Genomic DNA, 18,777 nt, shown 5'->3' with positions numbered 1-18,777 from the left:
AGTTTAGTGATCGTGCGGATGCTTGTGAATCGGATCGACCCAGAAGACCGTTTCCGGCGCTTCCACCGCGTCGATGTTCAGATTTACCACCACCGCTTCATTGTCGCTGCGCACCAGCACGCATTCGAGCGGATCGTCGGTACTGGCGTTGATCTCCTGATGCGGCACATAGGGCGGCACGAAGATGAAGTCGCCCGGGCCGGCTTCGGCGGTGAACTCGAGATGCTCGCCCCAGCGCATGCGTGCCTGGCCTCGCACCACGTAGATCACGCTTTCGAGCGCGCCGTGATGATGCGCGCCGGTCTTTGCATTCGGATGGATCGTCACGGTGCCGGCCCAGATTTTCTGCGCGCCGACGCGCGCCGCGTTGATCGCCGCCGCGCGATTCATGCCCGGCGTTTGCGCGGTATTGCTGTCGAGCTGGTCGCCCTTGATGACCTTGACGCCGTGCTCGCGCCAATCGATCGGCGCCGGCGGTTGCTCATCCTTGTAGTGCGGGTGTTCGTGATCCTGGCTCATGGTGTGTCTCCTTGAGGGCGTTAGTCCGGGCGGTCGGCCCGGCGCCGTTTGGCATTTTTGCACGTTCAAAAACGTGCGTGTTGCCGGCTGCTCCAGGCGGTGTCACGGACGAAAAAAAGCCCATCCACAGGGGACGGGCCTTTTGCTGTCAGCCTTCATTGCATCGCGGGTCGCAGCACATGGCGTGTTGCAACCCTCGGCGCTTACTTCTGCTTTGCGTTGATCACGGCTTCCGCGACGTTGTTCGGCGTTTCGGCGTAGTGCTTGAACTCCATCGTGTACGTCGCGCGACCTTGCGTTGCAGAGCGCAGTGAAGTCGAATAGCCGAACATCTCCGCAAGCGGTACTTCGGCGCGCACCAGCTTGCCGCCACCGCCGGCGATGTCTTCCATGCCTTGCACCATGCCACGACGGCTCGACAGGTCGCCCATCACGTTGCCCATGAAGTCTTCCGGCGTTTCCACTTCGACGGCCATCATCGGTTCGAGCAGCACCGGTTTGGCCTTGCGCATGGCGTCCTTGAACGCCATCGAACCGGCCATGCGGAACGCGTTTTCGTTCGAGTCGACGTCGTGGTACGAACCGAAGGTCAGCGTCACTTTCACGTCGACCACCGGATAGCCCGCCAGCACGCCGGCCTTCAGTGTTTCCTGAATGCCCTTGTCGACTGCCGGAATGTATTCACGCGGAATCACGCCGCCCTTGATCGCGTCGACGAATTCGTAGCCTTTGCCTTGCGCCGACGGTTCGAGCGTGATCACCGCGTGGCCGTACTGGCCGCGGCCGCCCGACTGCTTGACGAACTTGCCTTCGACGTCTTCGACCTTGTTGCGCACCGTTTCGCGGTAAGCAACCTGCGGCTTGCCGACGGTCGCTTCGACGCCGAACTCGCGTTTCATCCGGTCGACCAGAATTTCCAGGTGCAACTCGCCCATCCCGGAGATGATGGTTTGGCCGGATTCTTCATCCGTCTGCACGCGGAACGACGGGTCTTCCTGCGCCAGACGATTGAGCGCGATGCCCATCTTTTCCTGGTCGACCTTGGTTTTCGGCTCGACGGCCTGCGAAATCACCGGTTCCGGGAAGATCATCTTTTCAAGAATGATCACGTGTTGCGGATCGCACAGCGTGTCGCCCGTGGTCGCTTCTTTCAGGCCGACTGCCGCGGCAATGTCGCCGCAGTAGACTTCCTTGATTTCCTTGCGCTCGTTCGCATGCATCTGCAGGATCCGGCCAAGGCGTTCCTTCTTTTCCTTGGTCGCGTTGTAGACGGTATCGCCCGAATTCACCACGCCCGAATACACGCGGAAGAAAATCAGTTGGCCCACGAACGGGTCGGTCATGATCTTGAAGGCGAGCGCGGAGAACGGATCGTCGTCTTTCGGATGCCGCTCGATTTCGTTGTCGTGCTCGTCGTGTCCGGTAATCGCGGGGATGTCGAGCGGCGAAGGCAAATAGTCGATCACCGCGTCGAGCATGGCCTGCACGCCCTTGTTCTTGAACGCGCTGCCGCACAGCATCGGCACGATCTCGTTGGCGATGGTACGCACACGAATGCCGTGCTTGATTTCCTCTTCGGTCAGCGTCCCACCGTGCAGGTATTTGTCGAGCAGCTCCTCGCTCGCTTCAGCGGCAGCCTCGACCATCTTGTCGTGCCACTCCTTCGCGGTCGCCTCGAGCTCGGGCGGAATGTCCCGGTACTCGAACTTGATGCCCTGGTTCTCTTCGTCCCAGTAGATCGCCTTCATCTTGACGAGGTCGACCACGCCCTGGAAATGATCTTCCGCACCGACCGGAATCTGGATCGGCACCGCGACGCCCTTCAGGCGATCGCCGATCTGTCGTTGCACACGGAAGAAGTCCGCGCCGACGCGGTCCATCTTGTTGACGAACGCAATGCGCGGCACCTTGTACTTGTTCGCCTGACGCCACACGGTTTCGGACTGCGGCTGCACGCCGCCGACCGAGTCGTACACCATGCAGGCGCCGTCGAGCACGCGCATCGAGCGCTCAACTTCAATTGTGAAGTCGACGTGACCCGGGGTGTCGATGATGTTGATCCGGTGTTCCGGATAGTTGCCGGCCATACCCTTCCAGAAAGCAGTCGTGGCAGCCGATGTGATCGTGATGCCGCGCTCCTGCTCCTGTTCCATCCAGTCCATCGTCGCAGCACCGTCGTGAACCTCGCCGATCTTGTGGGTCACGCCTGTGTAGAACAGGATGCGTTCAGTGGTGGTGGTTTTGCCGGCGTCGATGTGAGCGCTAATGCCGATATTCCGGTAGCGCTCGATGGGAGTCTTGCGGGGCACGTGAACCTCCTTGAAATGGCGCGCCTGAAACGCTTGCCGGGCGGCAGTCTGTGCTGCCCGGGGAGCCTTGGATGCTGCTTTACCAAGAATACTAGGATAGCGCGTCGGCCTGTCTTTTGCAGGAATCTTGCCAGCCGCGTGTGAAGGCCTGCTGGTATGGGCTCGCGCGACGGCGCCGGCCTCTGCCGGGTGGTGCCGGGCATCGCCCGCCCCGCGCTGAATGGAAAAAAGCCGGCGCCTCGCGAAAGGCACCGGCTTTTTGTGAAAAGCGGCCGCTGAAGACTCGGCAGGGTGTCGTCGTGGTCGACGCGCCTTTATTGTGCGGCCGGCAAGCCCTGGATCTTCATGCCCGGTTTGATGCCTTTCGACGAGAACCAGCCCTTGCTCATTTCCAACGCATACACGCCGTTGTTCTTCGGGCAGTGATTGTTGGTGGTCTCGGCCTGCATCTCGTCAATGTCGGTGACCGTGCCGTCGGCGCGCATGAACGCGATCGACAGCGGGATCAACGTGTTCTTCATCCAGAAGCAATGCACGGCGTTTTCATTGAAGACGAACAGCATGCCTTCATTCGGCGCGAGGGTCGTGCGATACATCAGACCCTGTTCGCGATCGGCGTCGTTAGCGGCGACGGCTGCGTCGATCACGAACATGCCCGCGGTCAGCTTTGCGCGCGGAAAGTCGCCGGGCTGCTTAGCGCCCGCCGGCATCTGTTGCGCATGAGCGGGGGCAGCGGTGGTCGCGGCGAACGACATCGCGGCGAGCGGCAGTGCAACGGCAACAGCGAAACGCGCAATCAACGAGCGCATGGGAAATCGCACGGCATGACTCCTTGCTGAAATTTAACTCGCGAATGTTACGCGAGCGCGTCAAAAACAAAAAGGCAGATCGCCTTGCGGTGATCTGCCTTTCAACGCCGTAAGAACGGCAATGAAGCTAGTTCTTGACTGCGTTTTTACAACAAACTTACTCCGAAGCGCCCGAAGCTGCAGCTGCAGCTGCTGCCTTCTTGTGCGACTTCTTGTGAGCGTGCTTCGTGGTCTTCTTTGCCGACGAAGCTGCTGCCATCGGAGCTGCCGAAGCTGCTGCCGGTGCCGAAGCTTGTGCGAATGCTGCCGTTGCGAAGAGACCAGCGACCAGAGCGGCGATCAGTTTGTTCATTTTGTGAATCCTCAGCTTTAGTTGATTAACCAAATGACCCGGTTATATGTAGAGTCATGTCGGTAAACGTGCCATCCACCTTTCGGTTGACAGCCGCATCGAACATTTTTTCGACGCGTCTGCTTAGCGCTCAGACTCCCCGTACTCACCGCGAGAGCGGCGTGTGCAAAGGCCCTTAAGGCTGAATGCCGGATAGCTTCGGGCGGCATCTGCGTCGAATAACGCGTGAGCTCGCGCACCGGTTGACGTGGATTTCGTGGAAAATTTATATGCCGACGTGCTGAAGCAAATGAATGGCTGTAGAGCGATCGCGAACGCAATTGTTTCACGCGTTTTTCATATTGGTTTCACGCGCTATTTTGTTTGCGGATACAACGAGTTAGCTTTCTCGCCGGGGGTCAAAATAGCGATTCGATGCGGGTTCAGTGTGGGTTCGGTGCAGACATGGCGCGCATGCAAATGCGTTCAGGCGATGCCTTCCCATGGGGCCTTCAGCGGCAACTCGACACTCTCTCCCGGCTGCAGCCCAAGCGAAAAAATATCGAGTGCGCCGATACCGGCACGCACGAGACGCAATGTCGGGAAACCCACCGCGGCGGTCATGCGCCGCACCTGGCGGTTCTTGCCTTCTGTGATCGACAACTCGATCCACGTGGTCGGAATCGCGGCGCGATAGCGGATCGGCGGCGTGCGGGTCCATAGCGAGTCGGTCGGCTCGACGTATTCGGCGCGGCAGGGCCGTGTCACGTAATCGCCGAGATCGACACCGCGTGCGAGCTTCTTCAACGTGGCATCATCGACTGCGCCTTCCACCTGTGCCCAATAACGTTTGACAAGTTTGTGACGCGGCTCGGCGATGCGCGCTTGCAGCGCGCCGTCGTCGGTGAGGAGAAGCAGCCCTTCGCTATCGGAGTCGAGCCGGCCCGCCGGATAGATGCCGGGCACTTTCACCCAGTCGGCCAGCGACGCCCGCGTTTCATGCGGCGAAAACTGACAGATGGTGCCGAACGGTTTGTTCAGGGCGAGGAGTCGCATAGAGGAATCGATGAAGGTCGAGCGGCGGCGGGAGCGTGCCGCGCAGGCCAGGAGGGGCGCTGGCTCGGTAGTAAATGGCGGAATAATAATGCATAATGAGCTGCTGCAAGTCATCTGTCTTATATAAGACATAAGACTAAACGAGTAACTGATTTTGATTTTCGACAATGTTGGAAAACCCCGAGCGGCATACCGGCTCGTGGCTGCGTCGGCGTGGGCTAGAATAGACGACCAGGCCGCTCGCGGGCGTCCGGCATTGCGCGTAGCGAGGAGCACCCGGTTTTCGCAGTCTCCCATCAGCTTTCAGCACAGCCTTCACTGGAGTCCGATCATGCCGTATCAGCACATCAAGGTTCCGACCGGCGGTGACAAGATCACCGTCAACGCAGATTTCTCGCTCAACGTTTCCGACCAGCCAATCATTCCGTATATCGAAGGCGACGGTACGGGCCTCGACATCACGCCGGTGATGTTGAAGGTGGTGGATGCCGCGGTAGAAAAAGCCTACGCGGGCAAGAAGAAAATCCACTGGATGGAAATCTACGCCGGCGAGAAGTCGACCAAGGTGTACGGCCCGGACGTGTGGCTGCCGGAAGAAACGCTGCAGGTGCTGAAGGAATACGTCGTCTCGATCAAGGGTCCGCTCACCACGCCGGTCGGCGGTGGTATCCGTTCGCTGAACGTCGCGCTGCGTCAGGACCTCGATCTGTATGTCTGCCTGCGCCCGGTGCAGTACTTCAAGGGCGTGCCTTCACCGGTGCGTGAGCCGGAGAAGATCGACATGGTGATCTTCCGCGAGAACTCGGAAGACATCTATGCCGGCATCGAATGGCCCGCCGGGTCGGAAGACGCGAAGAAGGTCATCAAGTTCCTGCGCGAAGAAATGGGTGTGAAGAAGATCCGCTTCCCGGAAACCTCAGGGATCGGTGTCAAGCCGGTGTCGCGCGAAGGCACGGAGCGCCTCGTGCGCAAGGCGATCCAGTATGCGATCGACAACGAGCGCCGCTCGCTCACGCTGGTGCACAAGGGCAACATCATGAAGTTCACCGAAGGCGCGTTCCGCGACTACGGTTATGCGCTGGCGCAGAAGGAATTCGCTGCGGAGCTGATCGACGGCGGTCCGTGGATGAAGATCAAGAACCCGAAAACGGGCGGCGACATCGTGGTGAAAGACGTGATCGCCGACGCGTTCCTGCAGCAGATCCTGCTGCGTCCGGCGGAATACGACGTGATCGCCACGCTGAACCTGAACGGCGACTACATTTCAGACGCGCTGGCCGCGCAAGTCGGCGGTATCGGGATTGCGCCGGGTGCGAACATGTCGGATTCGGTCGCGATGTTCGAGGCCACGCACGGCACGGCGCCGAAGTACGCCGGCAAGGACTACGTCAATCCGGGTTCGGAAATTCTCTCGGCTGAAATGATGCTGCGTCACATGGGTTGGACTGAAGCGGCCGACCTGATCATCAAGTCGATGGAAAAGTCGATTCTGCAAAAGCGGGTTACGTATGACTTCGCGCGCTTGATGGAAGGCGCGACGCAGGTGTCCTGTTCAGGTTTTGGTCAGGTGTTGATCGAAAATATGTAAGCGATTCGCGCTGGTTTTTCCAGCCTGAGTCAACAAAACCCCGGCGCCGTGAGGTGGCCGGGGTTTTTTGTTTTACAGCGCATGAAGCGCATCTGCATGCGATTCATGCATTCCTGCAGCGTTTGCTCAAAACGCCACGTCACGTTACGACGTTTCAAGAGGTCGCATCCGACCAATATCGAGAACTCCCCGCACCCCGTCGGGTACGGTACCCCCGGCTGGAAATCGCGCCCGCCTGTTAGCGAGGCGCGCCCACCTGCCGGCGAACCCAACCAACTTCCCTGCGTGAGAGTGACAAAACGATGACCCACAAAGATTCCGTTGCCAATGTGTACGTCGCCACCCCCAGTTATGGCGCGGTCGTGACGACCGACTACGCGCTTGGACTTCTCGACCTCTACGACGAGGCGGCCCAACAAGGCTTCGGCTTGCGGGTCAACTTCAACAGCTTCGACAGTCTGATCACTCGCGCGCGCAACACCATGGTGGCGGAATTTCTCGCCGATGCCCGCTTCACGCATCTGATGTGGATCGACGGTGATATCGGCTTCAAAGGCGCGGATGTGGTTCGCCTGTTGCAGGCCGATCGGCCGGTGGTGGCCGGCGTCTATCCGCTGAAGAACGATGGGTGGCCGGCCGCCGGTCTGGAGCAGGCGGTCCCGGCCGGTTCGACGAAGGCCGATTTTCGCGCCCGCCACGCCATGTACCCCGCAATAGTGCGGGGAGATGTACTGGAAGCCGACGCTGACGGCTTTCTCGACGTTCTCTATGCGCCCACCGGCTTCATGCTGATCAAGCGAGAAGTCTTTCTGGCGCTGATGCAACGCTTTCCTGAGCTTCATTGCCGTTCGAGGCTCGCAGGCCGTCCGGAACTGGATACGGGTGAGCCCGCGACTTTCCTCTACGCGTTCTTCGACACCATGATCGATCCGGAGTCGCGGTTGTATCTGTCCGAGGACTATGCATTTTGCCGCCCATCGCAAGCATCGGTATCACGCCAGCGGTCGATGCGCGGTCGAATCTGCGGCACCAGGGCATTGCAGTGTACGAAGGCGATCTCGCTCGCAGTCTGGCGCTACAACGTGCGATGGCGGGTAGTCGTGCGGCCGCCAACGGGTGACTATCGAAAGCGTTCGGAAAGGAAAGCGGGTGTCCAGTATTTGAGACATTCGCTTTGTCGACGTTTCAAGCCACGGTAGCCGCAGTGGCAATCCGCCTCAAATTAGAACGCGCCGCCCAAAAAAAGAAACCCGGCACGGAGCCGGGTTTCAAAGGACGGGTAACGAACAGGTTCAGGCAGGTGCCTGGATGTTCGATGCCTGTTTGCCTTTCGGGCCTTGCACGACCTCGAAGGTTACTTTTTGACCTTCCTTGAGGGTCTTGAACCCATTCATCTGGATGGCCGAGAAGTGTGCAAACAGATCCTCACCACCTTCGTCAGGCGTGATGAATCCGAAACCTTTTGCGTCATTGAACCATTTGACCGTACCAGTTGCCATTCCAACTTCCCCTGTAACTCATGTCACTACCACGAGCCCTCGAAAAGCTCGACGGCCGCGCGATGCAGCCGCTCCCTCCTCACAAGCTCACCATCGGCATTTTTTCGATTTATGGCGCAGTGAAAAAAGTGCCAGCTTGATTGTTGAGGCTCTTTATTCGAGTGTCAAGAAAATTTTGAGACGTCGTTGTCGCGTTGCAAACAGGCGTTTTCCAGGGTTTTTCCCGCTTTTGTTTTCTTATGTGCGGTTGCCCAAGCGTGCTGTCTTGAAAAGTCGCATAATCGACTCACATGCTGTTCTGCGGGTCGCACGCCGTCCGCTGGCCGGGCGCGTGCCGTCAGCCAGTATGGGCAGGTTGTGCGATACTCGATCCGACTGCGGCGCAGCACGGCCGCGACGCATCACAGGATAGGGGCCGGCTCCGCAATCGGCTCGTCGAATGACGCACCGCTTGGGGGTATTTACCCATCAGGCGGGAGCGAACGGGCTCACCGGCCGGTCGGCCGGGTTTTGACAGGATTGCGGGCCTGTCCTAGTTGTTTAGAATGGGTGTATGGCGATTATCCCGGACAAGCAGGACGGCACCGTACTGGAGCGGCAGGAAAAGAAGCTGAAGCCGCCTTCCATGTACAAGGTAGTGCTGCTGAATGACGACTTCACGCCAATGGAATTTGTCGTGATGATCGTGCAGGAATATTTCAATAAAGATCGTGAAACCGCAACGCAGGTGATGTTGAAGGTGCATCGCGAGGGCAGGGGAGTTTGTGGGGTCTATACGCGGGACATCGCGTCGACCAAAGTCGAGCAAGTCGTTACCCACGCACGGCAGGCCGGGCATCCGCTGCAGTGTGTGATGGAGGAAGCATGATTGCCCAGGAACTGGAAGTCAGCCTGCACATGGCGTTCATGGAAGCACGCCAGGCGCGGCACGAGTTCATAACGGTCGAACATCTTTTGCTTGCACTGTTGGACAATCCAACAGCGGCGGAGGTGTTGCGTGCATGCGCGGCCAATATCGAGGATCTGCGCCAGAACCTGCGCAACTTCATTCATGACAACACGCCGACCGTGCCTGGCACGGACGACGTCGACACGCAGCCCACGCTGGGTTTCCAGCGTGTGATCCAGCGCGCGATCATGCATGTGCAATCCACCTCGAATGGCAAGAAGGAAGTGACCGGCGCGAATGTGCTGGTGGCGATCTTCGGCGAGAAGGATTCGCATGCGGTGTACTACCTGCAGCAGCAGGGCGTGACGCGTCTGGATGTGGTGAATTTCATCTCGCATGGCATTGCCAAGACCAGCAGCACGGACGCCGCGAAAGCGAGCGACGCGAATGCCGAGTCCGACGAAGCCGCCGCGCAGAAGGAAACGCCGCTCGCCCAGTTCACGCAGAACCTGAACCAGATGGCGAAAGACGGCCGCATCGATCCGCTGATCGGACGCGAGTCGGAAGTCGAGCGCGTTGTCCAGGTGCTATGCCGCCGCCGCAAGAACAATCCGCTGCTGGTCGGTGAGGCCGGTGTCGGCAAGACCGCGATCGCCGAAGGGCTCGCCTGGCGCATTACGCGCGGCGAAGTGCCGGATATTCTGGCCGATGCGCAGGTGTATTCGCTCGACATGGGCGCGCTGCTCGCCGGCACCAAGTATCGCGGCGACTTCGAACAACGCCTGAAGACGGTCCTCAAGGAATTGAAGGAACGTCCGCACGCAATTCTGTTCATTGACGAAATTCATACGCTGATCGGCGCAGGCGCTGCGTCGGGCGGCACGCTGGACGCGTCGAATCTGCTGAAGCCGGCGTTGTCGTCGGGCACTTTGAAGTGCATCGGCGCGACCACGTTCACGGAATATCGCGGCATCTTCGAAAAAGACGCGGCATTGTCGCGCCGCTTCCAGAAGGTCGACGTGACTGAGCCGACCGTCGAGCAGACGGTGGCGATCTTGCGCGGCCTGAAGTCGCGTTTCGAAGAGCACCACGGCGTGAAGTATTCGTCGGGCGCGCTGTCGGCGGCGGCTGAGTTGTCGGCACGCTTCATCACGGATCGTCATCTGCCGGACAAGGCGATCGACGTGATCGACGAAGCGGGCGCGGCGCAACGCATCCTGCCGAAGTCGAAGCAGAAGAAGACCATCGGCAAGAACGAGATCGAAGAAATCATCTCGAAGATCGCCCGCGTCCCGCCGCAAAGCGTGTCGCAAGACGATCGCAGCAAGCTGCAAACGCTGGATCGCGATCTGAAGAGCGTGGTGTTCGGGCAAGACCCGGCCATCGACGCGCTGTCGGCCGCGATCAAGATGGCGCGTGCGGGCCTTGGCAAGCTGGACAAGCCGATCGGTGCGTTCCTGTTCTCCGGCCCCACGGGCGTCGGCAAGACGGAAGTGGCGAAGCAACTGGCGTTCACGCTGGGGATCGAACTGATCCGCTTCGACATGTCGGAATACATGGAGCGTCATGCGGTGAGCCGTTTGATCGGTGCGCCGCCGGGCTATGTCGGTTTCGATCAGGGCGGTCTGTTGACCGAAGCCGTCACGAAGAAGCCGCACTGCGTGCTGCTGCTCGACGAAATCGAAAAGGCGCATCCGGACATCTACAACGTGCTGCTGCAGGTGATGGACCACGGCACGCTGACGGACAACAACGGCCGCAAGGCGGATTTCCGTAACGTCATCATCATCATGACGACGAACGCGGGCGCCGAGGCAATGGGCAAGGCGGTGATCGGCTTCACGAACCGTCGGGAAACCGGCGACGAAATGGTCGACATCAAGCGCATGTTCACACCGGAGTTCCGTAACCGTCTGGACGCAACGATCAGCTTCCGCTCGCTCGATGAAGAAATCATCATGCGCGTGGTCGACAAGTTCCTGATGCAACTGGAAGATCAGCTGCACGAGAAGAAGGTCGATGCGCTCTTCACCGACGCGCTGCGTGCTCACCTCGCGAAACACGGTTTCGATCCGTTGATGGGTGCGCGGCCGATGCAGCGTCTGATCCAGGACACGATCCGTCGTGCGCTGGCCGACGAGTTGCTGTTCGGCAAGCTGATGAATGGCGGCCGCGTGACGGTCGACGTGGATGCGGAAGACAAGGTGCAGTTGACCTTCGACGAGCATCCGGCGCCGCGTAATCCGAATCCGGAAGCGGTTGAGGTTGAGTAAGTCGGTCGAGTAAGCGTTTCAGTCTCATCTGAAAGCAGAACGGCGCGGGTTGAACCCCGCGCCGTTCTGCTTTTTGCGTTGCGCGAAGCGCTTGTTGGAAGCAAGCGAGGCTTCAACGCTTATCGATCGATAGGGCTTAGTGCTTGCCGGTGCTGCCGAACCCGCCTGCGCCACGCTCGCTGGTCTCGAAATCGTCGACGATGTTGAATTCAGCTTGCACGACCGGCACGATCACCAGTTGGGCAAGGCGCTCCATCGGATTCAATACGAACGTGGTTGTGCCGCGATTCCAGGTCGAAATCATCAGTTGCCCTTGATAATCTGAATCGATCAGCCCGACCAGGTTGCCCAGCACGATGCCGTGTTTATGACCCAGACCCGAACGCGGCAGGATCAGCGCCGCGTAACCCGGATCGGCGACGTGAATCGCCAGACCCGTCGGCACCAGTGCGGTTTCGCCGGGTTTGAGGGTCAGCGGTTCGTCGAGGCAGGCGCGTAGGTCGAGGCCCGCGCTGCCGGTGGTTGCGTAGGCCGGGAGTTGTTCGCGCATGCGCGCATCGAGAATCTTCAGGTCGAGTTTCATGCAGGTTCGAAGGGTTAAGGAGTGGAGGCCGGGCGTCCGAGTTGGAACGCGTCGGCGAGAAGTTCATAGGAGCGCAGCCGGGCGCGATAGCTGCCCGCTACGGTGAGCACGATCAATTCATCGGCCTGGAACTGCTCCTGCAAGGCATGCAGCCGCTCAGTGACGGTTTCCGGCGTGCCGATGATGCTGCGCGGCTTCTCGCGGTCGATCACCAGTTGCTCACGCACGCCGTATTCCTGCGCAGCGCCTTGCTCGACCGTCGGAATCGGCGCATTCAGGCCAAGGGCCATCTGCACGCGGCGCAGATCGACCGCTTTTTCCAGGTCGGCGGCTTCCTGTTCGGTGTCGGCGCAAATCACAAATACCGAGGCGGCCAGATAGGGCTGTGCTGTTTCCAGGCTAGCCTTGAAGCGTTCACGATAAGCCAGCGCCACCTGATGCCCGAAATGCGCGTTGATGAAATGCGCGAACGCAAAGCGGATGCCGAGTTGCGCCGCCAGCAGGCCGCCGAATTCACTCGACCCGAGTACCCACAATTGAGGACGCGTAGCGATTTGCGGTTGAAGCAGCACGCCGTGCCCAAGGTGATCCTCGGGCAGTGTGCCGTGCATCAGGCCGACCAGATCGGCGACCTGCTGCGGAAAAATCTCGCCGCGATTGTAGGCACCGGCCGCGACCGCCTGCGCCGTGCGCATGTCGCCTCCTGGGGCGCGTCCCACCCCCAGATCGATACGGTTCGGAAACAACGCCTCGAGCATCATGAATTGCTCGGCGACCTTGAAAGGGCTGTAGTACGGCAGCATCACGCCACCTGAGCCGAGTCGAATGCGTTTGGTTACGCTGCCGAGGCGCGCCAGCATCACCTCAGGGCAGGGATTCGACACGCCGCGCAAGCCGTGATGCTCGGCGCACCAATAGCGCGTGTAGCCGAGGTCGTCAGCCAGTTGCGCGAGTTCGACGGTGGCGGCGATTGCGTCCGCCACTGAGTGCCCGTCGATCACGGGCGTTTGATCGAGCACGGAAAGTAGCGTCATGTCAGTACTGCTCCAGATGAATCGGTGCGCTAGAGGCGCTCGCGGCGAATGCAACATGCGCCGCCGCGCGCGGCTTTAGCGAATCAGACTTGTGTCGGGCAGACGCCTGGCAATTTCTACGATCAATGCGCGCGCGAGCGTCTGCTTGTCGGCGCGCGGCAGCTTGGTGGCACCTGCCGCTTCGAACAGGATGACTTCGTTATCGTCCATGCCGAAGGTCAGTGGACCGAGATTGCCGATCAATAAAGGCACGTTCTTGCGCATGCGCTTTTCTTCGCCGTGCACTTCGAGGTCGCCGCTCTCGGCCGCGAAACCGACTGTGAACGGCGGATGCTGCAGCTTGGCAATCGCTGCCAGAATGTCCGGATTCTCGACGAACGTGAAGGTGGGCAGCGCGCGCTCGGCAGTCTTCTTGATCTTGTGTTCGCTGGCGTGATCGACGCGCCAGTCGGCCACCGCGGCCACGCCGATGAAGATGTCGGCGTCGGCGACCGAGCGCATCACCGCATCGTGCATTTGCTGCGCGGTTTGCACGTCTTGGCGGAACACGCCCCACGGCGTTTCCAGCGCCACCGGACCAGCGACCAGATGTACCTCGGCGCCGGCTTGTTGCGCGGCGCGCGCCAGCGCAAAGCCCATCTTGCCGCTCGAACGATTGGTGATGCCGCGCACCGGATCGAGCGGTTCGAAAGTCGGGCCGGCGGTCAGCAACACGCGGCGGCCGGAGAGGATCTTCGGCGAGAAGAATGACGCGATCGCTTCGTAAGTCGCGGCCGCTTCGAGCATGCGCCCGTCGCCGACTTCGCCGCACGCTTGCGGACCCGAATCGGGACCGAGCACTTCAATGCCGTCCGCGCGCAGTTGCGTGACGTTGCGTTGGGTGGCCGGGTTCTGCCACATCTGCCGGTTCATCGCCGGCACGACGAGCAGCGGACAATCGCGTGCTACACACAGCGTCGACAGCAGGTCGTCGGCCATGCCGTGCGCGAGTTTGGCGAGGAAGTCGGTAGAGGCGGGTGCAATGACGATCGCGTCGGCTTCACGCGAGAGATCGATGTGCGCCATGTTGTTCGGCACGCGAGCGTCCCACTGGCTCGTGTAGACCGGCCGGCCGGACAGCGCCTGCATCGTAACGGGGGTGATGAACTGCGTGGCCGCTTCGGTCATGACGACCTGCACGGTCGCGCCGGCCTTGGTCAACAGACGCGTGAGTTCGGCGATCTTGTAGCAGGCAATGCCGCCCGTCATGCCGAGGACGAGGTGTTTTCCTGCGAGTTCTGCGGTTGCCAACGAAAGCCTCCGACAAAGCGTGGTCTACCTATACTCGTTAGCGCGAGCCGCGCACGCGCCGCAACTCGTCGAGCACGAGCAGGATCGCACCGATCGTGATCGCGCTGTCGGCGAGATTGAACGCCGGCCAGTGCCACGTGCGCACGTGAAAATCGAGAAAGTCGATCACATGGCCGTACGCCAGCCGGTCGATCACATTGCCGAGCGCGCCGCCCAGAATCAGCGCGAGCGCCGTGCAGAACATCTTCTGCCCGCCGTGGCGCTTGAGCAGATAGCAGATCACCAGCGCCGCGACCACGCCGAGCGCGGTGAACGCCCAGCGCTGCCAGCCGCCCGCCATCGCCAGGAAGCTGAAGGCGGCGCCGCGGTTGTACACGAGGATCAGGTTGAAAAACGGCGCGACCTCATGCGGAACACCGTAGGCGAACACCTTCTGGACCGCGATTTTGGTGAGCTGATCGAACAGGATCACGATCAGCGCGACACCGAGCCACGGCGCCAGCGAACCACCGGCGGCTGACGATTTCGACATGGTTTTCGCCATTATGCCGCGCTCCTCGCTTCACCGTTGCCGAACAGATTGCTGAAGCAGCGGCCGCACAGGGTGGGGTGCTCGGCATTGGCGCCAACGTCCGCGCGGTAGTGCCAGCAGCGTTCGCACTTCAGATACTTCGAGGCAATCACTTCGACGCCTTCTTCCGCTTCGCTGTCGACCTTGACGACGGTCGCCGCCGACGTGATCAGCACGAACTTCAGGTCGTCGCCGAGGCTCGTGAGCGCGTCGTAACGCGCGCCGCTCGCGCGGATTTCGACTTCCGCCTGCAGCGACGAACCGATCAGGTTCGCAACGCGTGCTTCTTCCAGCGCCTTGGTTACGTCGCTACGCGCGGCGCGCAGCAGCGTCCATTTGTCGAGCAGATCACCCGCTTCCGGCACCGCCGGGAACGCGTGATAGGTCTCGGTGAAGATCGTTTCGCTGTTCGGCGAGAAGATCTTCCACGCTTCTTCGGCGGTGAACGACAGGAACGGCGCCATTAGGCGCAGCAGACCGTGTGCGATGTGATACAGCGCGGTCTGAGCCGAGCGGCGTGCGACGGAGTCAGCCGCCGTGGTGTACAGACGGTCTTTCAGCACGTCCAGATAGAAGCCGCCCAGGTCTTCCGAGCAGAACGTCTGCAGCTTCGCGACCACCGGGTGGAACTCGTACTTGTCGTAGTGCGAGAGGATGTCGTTTTGCAGGTTTGCCGATAGCGCCACCGCGTAACGGTCGATCTCGAGCCAGTCTTCGACCGGACGCGCGTGTTGCGCGAAGTCGAAGTCCGACAGGTTCGCGAGCAGGAAGCGCAGCGTGTTGCGGATGCGGCGATAACCTTCCGTCACGCGCTTCAGGATCTCTTCGGAGATCGCCAGTTCACCCGAGTAATCGGTCGAGGCGATCCACAGACGGATGATTTCCGCGCCAAGGCGGTTCGCCACTTCATGCGGGTCGATACCGTTGCCGAGCGACTTGCTCATCTTGCGGCCTTCGCCGTCGACGGTGAAGCCGTGCGTGAGCAGCGCGTTGTAGGGCGGGCGGCCGTCGAGCATCGAAGCGGTCAAGAGCGACGAGTGGAACCAGCCACGGTGCTGGTCCGAGCCTTCCAGATACAGGTCAGCCGGGAATTGCAGTTCGTCTTTATGCGAGCCGCGCAGCACGTGCCAGTGCGTGGTGCCCGAATCGAACCAGACGTCGAGCGTGTCGCGGTTCTTTTCGTACATGTTGGCGTCGTCGCCGAGCAGTTCGCGCGGGTCGAGCGTTTGCCACGCTTCGATGCCGGCCTTCTCGACGCGTTGCGCGACTTCTTCGAGCAATTCCAGCGTGCGCGGATGCAGCTCGCCGGTTTCCTTGTGCACGAAGAACGCCATCGGCACGCCCCATTGACGCTGACGCGACAGCGTCCAGTCCGGGCGGTTGGCGATCATGCTGAACAGGCGCTGCTTGCCCCACGACGGATAAAAGGCGGTGTTCTCGATGCCTTCGAGCGCGGTCTCGCGCAGCGTCTTGTCGGTGTCGTTCGGCTTCACGTCCATGCCGGCGAACCATTGCGAGGTCGCGCGGTAGATGATCGGCGTCTTGTGGCGCCAGCAGTGCATGTAGCTGTGCGTGTACTTCTCGGTGCGCAGCAGCGAGCCGGCTGCTTGCAGGGCTTCGACGATCTGCGGATTGGCCGCCCAGATCGACAGACCGCCGAACAGCGCGAGCGATTCGATATAACGGCCGTCGCCCATCACCGGGTTGATGATGTCCGAATCGGCCATGCCGTGCGACTTGCAGGACACAAAGTCTTCCACGCCATACGCCGGCGACGAGTGCACCACACCCGTACCCGTTTCGGTCGTCACATAGTCGCCGAGATAAACCGGCGCCGTGCGCTTGTAGGCCGGATGCGCGGAGGCGAGCGGATGATTGAAGCGCAGGTTGACGAGCTTCGCGCCCGGCGTGGTCGCGATGACCGTGCCTTCCACTCCGTACAGTTTCAGGCAAGCTTCAACGCGCTCTTCGGCCAGGATCAGCAAACCGCGCGGTGTATCGACCAGCGCGTAGACGATTTCCGGATGCAGGTTCAGCGCCTGGTTGGCGGGGATGGTCCACGGCGTGGTGGTCCAGATCACGATGCCGCCTTCGTTGCGCGGCAGCGCATTCAGGCCGAACGCCTGCGCGGTCTTCTCCGGCTCGGCGAAGCTGAACAGCACGTCGATGGTCGGATCCGTCTTGTCCTTGTACTCGACTTCCGCTTCGGCCAACGCCGAGCCGCAGTCGAAACACCAGTTGACCGGCTTTAGGCCGCGGAAGACGTAACCCTTTTCCATGATCTTCGCGAGCGCGCGGATTTCGCCGGCTTCATTCGTGAAGTTCATTGTCTTGTACGGGTTGTCCCAGTCGCCGAGCACGCCCAGACGGCGGAAGCCGACCTTCTGCTTCTCGATCTGTTCGGTCGCGTAGGCGCGCGCCTTCTGCATCACTTCGGCGGCCGGCAGCGACTTGCCGAACTGCTTTTCGATCTGGATTTCGATCGGCATGCCGTGGCAATCCCAGCCCGGCACGTAGACCGCGTCGAAGCCCGCCAGATTGCGTGCCTTGACGATCATGTCCTTGAGGATCTTGTTGACCGCGTGGCCGAGGTGGATGTCGCCGTTCGCATACGGCGGGCCGTCGTGCAGGATGAACTTCTTACGGCCTTTGCTGGCCGCGCGGATCGTCTCGTAGACCTTGCGTTCCTGCCATTCCTTGACCCATTGCGGCTCGCGCTTGGGCAGGTCGCCACGCATCGGGAACGGCGTGTCGAGCAGGTTGACCGGGTAGCGTGACTGCGGTTTCGAATCGGCTTTCTTGTTGCTCATGATGAGGTCGCGGTGAATTCTTTCTAAGCGCAGCGAGGCTGCGGTATGCGCAAGATGCGCAGGGCGTTGGGCGCGCCCGGCAGGCATGTCGCGTGATCCACGGACGCCCTTCGATGCGCGCAGCAGTGGGTACATGCAGCGCTTCAGCGCGCTCGCATGTACCGCGGCGGCTATCTAATTCGGTCGGTGGCCGAGGTGGCGAAACCGGTGGAACGGCTGCCCGGCGTGCCGGCGCCGACGGCCGCGAACCACGCGCGCGCATTGGCGACGTCGCGCGCGATGGCGGCGGTCAGCGTTTCGAGGTCGACGTACTTTTCCTCGTCACGCAGCTTTTTCAGGAATTCGACGCGCACGAGTTTGCCATACGCATCGCCGTGCCAGTCGAGCAGGTGTACTTCGAGCAGCACGCGGCCGGAATCGTCGACGGTGGGGCGCAGGCCGAGGCTGGCGACGCCCGGCAACGGCTCGTCCGCCACGCCATGCACGCGCACCACGAAAATGCCGGCCAGTGCCGGGCGCTTGTGCGCGATCGGCAGATTGAGCGTGGGGAAACCGAGGTCGCGGCCGAGCTTCATGCCATGCACGACGTGGCCGCTGATCAGGTAATCGCGGCCCAGCGCGGCACGCGCCGAATCGAGATCGCCCGCTACCAGCGCCGTGCGCACGCCCGAGCTGGAAATGCGCGCGCCGGACGGATCGGCCACCGTTGCCATCTGCTCGACTTCGAAACCGTGCTGTTGACCCGCGGCCTTTAGCGAGGCGAAATCGCCCGCGCGCTTGGCGCCATAGCGGAAGTCGTCGCCGATCATCACCCAGCGAGCATGCAGCCCGTTGACGATGATCCGTTCGACAAACGTATCCGGCGACTGGCTCGCGAAGGTGTGATTGAAATGCTCGACCACGACCCGGTCGACGCCGTTGGTGCGCAGCGCTTCAAGCTTGTCGCGCAGCATGGCGATTCGCGGCGGCGCGCCAGCGGGGTTGAAGAACTCGCGCGGGTGCGGCTCGAAGGTCATCACGCAGACGGGCAGGCCGCGTGCATCGGCGGCGGCCCGGACGTGGGCGAGCAAAGCCTGATGGCCGCGGTGGACACCGTCGAAGTTGCCGATGGTCAGTGCGCAGGGCGCACGGCTTTCGGCATTGGGAAGACCGCGGAAGACTCTCACGATAGCGGGTTTGAGGTAGGGCGGCCGAGATGCCGCAAAACAAATGATTA

The 18,777-nt window shown here is 61.1% G+C and carries 16 protein-coding genes; 4 read left to right on the top strand and 12 right to left on the bottom strand.

The window, feature by feature from the left end:
• Nucleotides 1–3: 3 nt before the first annotated feature.
• The 5 genes from P3T25_RS30130 to P3T25_RS30110 all read right to left on the bottom strand — a co-directional run bounded on the left by P3T25_RS30130 (nt 4) and on the right by P3T25_RS30110 (nt 5,024).
• On the bottom strand, nt 4–519 hold the full coding sequence (locus P3T25_RS30130; protein ID WP_154565865.1) for a cupin domain-containing protein: 516 nt from the start codon (nt 517–519) through the stop codon (nt 4–6).
• A gap of 203 nt (nt 520–722) precedes the next feature.
• A complete protein-coding gene (fusA, locus tag P3T25_RS30125) occupies nt 723–2,828 on the bottom strand; it encodes an elongation factor G (protein ID WP_429360512.1) in 2,106 nt (701 codons plus the stop codon).
• Nucleotides 2,829–3,142: 314 nt separating this feature from the next.
• A complete protein-coding gene (locus tag P3T25_RS30120; protein WP_054042654.1) occupies nt 3,143–3,649 on the bottom strand; it encodes a DUF192 domain-containing protein in 507 nt (168 codons plus the stop codon).
• Nucleotides 3,650–3,794: 145 nt separating this feature from the next.
• Entirely contained in the window at nt 3,795–3,989 is a 195-nt protein-coding gene (locus tag P3T25_RS30115; RefSeq protein WP_041758551.1) for a hypothetical protein, read from the bottom strand.
• 465 nt (nt 3,990–4,454) lie between these two features.
• Nucleotides 4,455–5,024: a pseudouridine synthase gene (locus tag P3T25_RS30110; protein ID WP_054042670.1), complete on the bottom strand. Its 570-nt coding sequence runs from the start codon at nt 5,022–5,024 to the stop codon at nt 4,455–4,457.
• Between the two features lie 331 nt (nt 5,025–5,355).
• Here P3T25_RS30110 and icd point away from each other — a divergent pair, with 331 nt between their 5' ends.
• Nucleotides 5,356–6,612: an NADP-dependent isocitrate dehydrogenase gene (gene icd / locus P3T25_RS30105; RefSeq protein ID WP_154565866.1), complete on the top strand. Its 1,257-nt coding sequence runs from the start codon at nt 5,356–5,358 to the stop codon at nt 6,610–6,612.
• A 302-nt stretch (nt 6,613–6,914) separates the two neighbouring features.
• Nucleotides 6,915–7,811: a hypothetical protein gene (locus P3T25_RS30100; protein WP_429360509.1), complete on the top strand. Its 897-nt coding sequence runs from the start codon at nt 6,915–6,917 to the stop codon at nt 7,809–7,811.
• A gap of 93 nt (nt 7,812–7,904) precedes the next feature.
• Here the strand turns inward: P3T25_RS30100 and P3T25_RS30095 are convergent, their stop codons facing one another.
• Nucleotides 7,905–8,111 carry a cold-shock protein gene (locus tag P3T25_RS30095; RefSeq protein WP_007180614.1) on the bottom strand — a complete coding sequence of 69 codons (207 nt, stop codon included), beginning with the start codon at nt 8,109–8,111 and terminating at the stop codon, nt 7,905–7,907.
• A gap of 553 nt (nt 8,112–8,664) precedes the next feature.
• On the opposite strand from P3T25_RS30095, the gene clpS reads away from it, so the two are divergent.
• Complete coding sequence (clpS, locus tag P3T25_RS30090; RefSeq protein ID WP_006050100.1) at nt 8,665–8,979, top strand: ATP-dependent Clp protease adapter ClpS; 315 nt, start codon at nt 8,665–8,667, stop codon at nt 8,977–8,979.
• Nucleotides 8,976–11,273: an ATP-dependent Clp protease ATP-binding subunit ClpA gene (gene clpA / locus P3T25_RS30085; protein WP_074282414.1), complete on the top strand. Its 2,298-nt coding sequence runs from the start codon at nt 8,976–8,978 to the stop codon at nt 11,271–11,273. The genes clpS and clpA overlap by 4 nt, the downstream gene beginning before the upstream one ends.
• A 136-nt stretch (nt 11,274–11,409) precedes the next feature.
• On the opposite strand, the gene dut is transcribed toward clpA, so the two are convergent.
• The 6 genes from dut to P3T25_RS30055 all read right to left on the bottom strand — a co-directional run bounded on the left by dut (nt 11,410) and on the right by P3T25_RS30055 (nt 18,727).
• A complete protein-coding gene (dut, locus tag P3T25_RS30080; RefSeq protein WP_154565868.1) occupies nt 11,410–11,856 on the bottom strand; it encodes a dUTP diphosphatase in 447 nt (148 codons plus the stop codon).
• Nucleotides 11,857–11,870: 14 nt separating this feature from the next.
• A complete protein-coding gene (locus P3T25_RS30075) occupies nt 11,871–12,890 on the bottom strand; it encodes an LLM class flavin-dependent oxidoreductase (protein WP_429360507.1) in 1,020 nt (339 codons plus the stop codon).
• Nucleotides 12,891–12,965: 75 nt separating this feature from the next.
• Nucleotides 12,966–14,180, bottom strand: coding sequence for a bifunctional phosphopantothenoylcysteine decarboxylase/phosphopantothenate--cysteine ligase CoaBC (coaBC, locus tag P3T25_RS30070; RefSeq protein ID WP_154565870.1), 1,215 nt, complete (start codon nt 14,178–14,180; stop codon nt 12,966–12,968).
• A 37-nt stretch (nt 14,181–14,217) separates the two neighbouring features.
• Entirely contained in the window at nt 14,218–14,724 is a 507-nt protein-coding gene (gene lspA, locus P3T25_RS30065; protein ID WP_093638890.1) for a signal peptidase II, read from the bottom strand.
• Entirely contained in the window at nt 14,724–17,561 is a 2,838-nt protein-coding gene (ileS, locus tag P3T25_RS30060; protein ID WP_266237498.1) for an isoleucine--tRNA ligase, read from the bottom strand. The genes lspA and ileS overlap by 1 nt, the downstream gene beginning before the upstream one ends.
• A 170-nt stretch (nt 17,562–17,731) precedes the next feature.
• Nucleotides 17,732–18,727: a bifunctional riboflavin kinase/FAD synthetase gene (locus tag P3T25_RS30055; protein ID WP_168435941.1), complete on the bottom strand. Its 996-nt coding sequence runs from the start codon at nt 18,725–18,727 to the stop codon at nt 17,732–17,734.
• Nucleotides 18,728–18,777 lie beyond the last annotated feature (50 nt).

The sequence above is a fragment of the Paraburkholderia sp. GAS32 genome, from assembly GCF_050434225.1.
GTDB lineage: Bacteria > Pseudomonadota > Gammaproteobacteria > Burkholderiales > Burkholderiaceae > Paraburkholderia > Paraburkholderia madseniana.
This window is presented reverse-complemented; position numbering and strand designations above follow the sequence as displayed.

Coding starts and splice junctions, on each gene's coding strand:
- icd (WP_154565866.1), top strand. CDS start 5,356: ATGCCGTATCAGCACATCAAGGTTCCGACCGGCGGTGACAAGATCACC.
- ileS (WP_266237498.1), bottom strand. CDS start 17,561: ATGAGCAACAAGAAAGCCGATTCGAAACCGCAGTCACGCTACCCGGTC.
- P3T25_RS30095 (WP_007180614.1), bottom strand. CDS start 8,111: ATGGCAACTGGTACGGTCAAATGGTTCAATGACGCAAAAGGTTTCGGA.
- P3T25_RS30100 (WP_429360509.1), top strand. CDS start 6,915: ATGACCCACAAAGATTCCGTTGCCAATGTGTACGTCGCCACCCCCAGT.
- P3T25_RS30115 (WP_041758551.1), bottom strand. CDS start 3,989: ATGAACAAACTGATCGCCGCTCTGGTCGCTGGTCTCTTCGCAACGGCA.
- lspA (WP_093638890.1), bottom strand. CDS start 14,724: ATGGCGAAAACCATGTCGAAATCGTCAGCCGCCGGTGGTTCGCTGGCG.
- clpS (WP_006050100.1), top strand. CDS start 8,665: ATGGCGATTATCCCGGACAAGCAGGACGGCACCGTACTGGAGCGGCAG.
- P3T25_RS30110 (WP_054042670.1), bottom strand. CDS start 5,024: ATGCGACTCCTCGCCCTGAACAAACCGTTCGGCACCATCTGTCAGTTT.
- dut (WP_154565868.1), bottom strand. CDS start 11,856: ATGAAACTCGACCTGAAGATTCTCGATGCGCGCATGCGCGAACAACTC.
- clpA (WP_074282414.1), top strand. CDS start 8,976: ATGATTGCCCAGGAACTGGAAGTCAGCCTGCACATGGCGTTCATGGAA.
- P3T25_RS30130 (WP_154565865.1), bottom strand. CDS start 519: ATGAGCCAGGATCACGAACACCCGCACTACAAGGATGAGCAACCGCCG.
- P3T25_RS30075 (WP_429360507.1), bottom strand. CDS start 12,890: ATGACGCTACTTTCCGTGCTCGATCAAACGCCCGTGATCGACGGGCAC.